This is a genomic window from Frankia umida (assembly GCF_023242945.1).
Lineage (GTDB): Bacteria > Actinomycetota > Actinomycetes > Frankiales > Frankiaceae > Frankia > Frankia umida.
Map to the genome: position 1 here is coordinate 1 of NZ_JALKFT010000091.1, position 1,480 is coordinate 1,480.

Genomic DNA, 1,480 nt, shown 5'->3' on the forward strand with positions numbered 1-1,480 from the left:
CCTGGCGGGCACCGGGTTGACCTTGACACCATCCCATGATCAACCAGTCGACCTCGCGCATTAAAGGTCAGTAGTTGTCTGCTGTCTTGCGGCCGACTGCTGATCGACCCATCTGGCGGCTACGGGATCCAGATCGACTGGCACGAGTGATATCGCCGCGTCATATTGAACGAACGATGGTATCGGGCTCGGATGAACCCGAATTTTTCTTGGTGGACATCAGTCACCGGATACCGGGCGCGGCGTCCTTGGTACCAGATTCCAACCGCTGCACCCACGTTGGCGCGGCGGGTATTATCGGGAACTCCCATCTGTCCAAACCAGGCTGAAGCGACCTGACGAACGTGATATGGGAATCCTCGATACATTCGCGCGTGTCGATACATACTCGGTCGTCGACCAGGTCGGCGGTCCGGCTGTGACCGGCGCTGCCGACATTCCCCTCAAAAAATCTCCCATCGGTCACAGCATCGGGTTGGAGTTGCTGGGTGGCCGGTGTTTTGCCCGGGATTTGGCATTGCGCCGAGACCGAATTCGGACAACGACGAAGCCGGCGACGGCAGCGATCACGCCGAGAACGACGATTTTCTGCAGGGTGCCGGCATACTGGTCGACCAGATGCCAGTCCTCGCCGAGGCGGTAACCCAGGCCAACGAAGATCGAGTTCCAGATCAGGCTACCCGCTGCGGTAAGGGCGAGGAAGGTGGCGAGGCTCATCCGCTCAATGCCAGCTGGCAGCGAGATGAAGCTACGGAACAGCGGGACCATCCGTCCGAAGAACACGGCCTTGGTGCCGTACCGGTCGAACCAGCGTTCGGTCCGGTCAAAATCGGATACGTCGACCAGGGGGATCTTGCTGACCAGTCGCCTGGTCCGTTCCCGGCCGAGCAGCGCGCCGACGTAGTAGACGACGACCGCGCCGAGGACGGAGCCCAGTGTGGTCCAGAACAGTGCCTCGGGGAGGGTGAACACACCCCGGCCTGCCGAGTAGCCCGCCAAGGGAAGCACAAGCTCGCTCGGGACCGGCGGGAAGACGTTATCCAGGCCCACCACGATCGCCGCCCCGACGCCGCCGAGACTGTCCATCAGGTCGACCGCCCACCCGGCGATCCCGCCCAGCGGTTCGTCGATGGCAGGCGGTGCGGAGCTGAATGCCATTCGCTCTCCAGGTGCTTTCCGAAGACAGGTCGCCGGGCAGTTCCCAAACTACTGACCGAGGAGCTGGCCGCACTCTGCGGAATACCATCAGGTTCCGGTCCTAAACCCGCAGTGCCGTACTGCGGAAAACCGCACCGCTAGCAGGTCTCTGACCTGGGAATCTGCGGCTTTCGGACCTGCGGCGGCCAGTCGTGACTGCCGGGCGTCGAGGTTGACGGCGCGCTGGTGGCCAGCAAGCAGTGCGCCCAGGGCTGCGGCAAGTTTGCTGGGTAGCGACTTGTGGGTCGTGTCGAGGGTCTGCGGTGGATGTGGGATGTGAGGA

The 1,480-nt window shown here is 62.8% G+C and carries 1 protein-coding gene; it reads right to left on the minus strand.

Annotation, left to right across the window (positions count from 1 at the left end):
• Positions 1-462: 462 nt before the first annotated feature.
• The gene (locus MXD59_RS25900) at positions 463-1,086 is read right to left on the minus strand and encodes a DedA family protein (protein WP_248827183.1); all 624 of its coding nucleotides are present in this window, start codon (positions 1,084-1,086) and stop codon (positions 463-465) included.
• Positions 1,087-1,480: the final 394 nt, after the last annotated feature.

Bases quoted from the DNA above. Each gene is read 5' to 3' on its own strand.
- MXD59_RS25900 (WP_248827183.1), bottom strand. From the start codon at position 1,086: ATGGACAGTCTCGGCGGCGTCGGGGCGGCGATCGTGGTGGGCCTGGAT.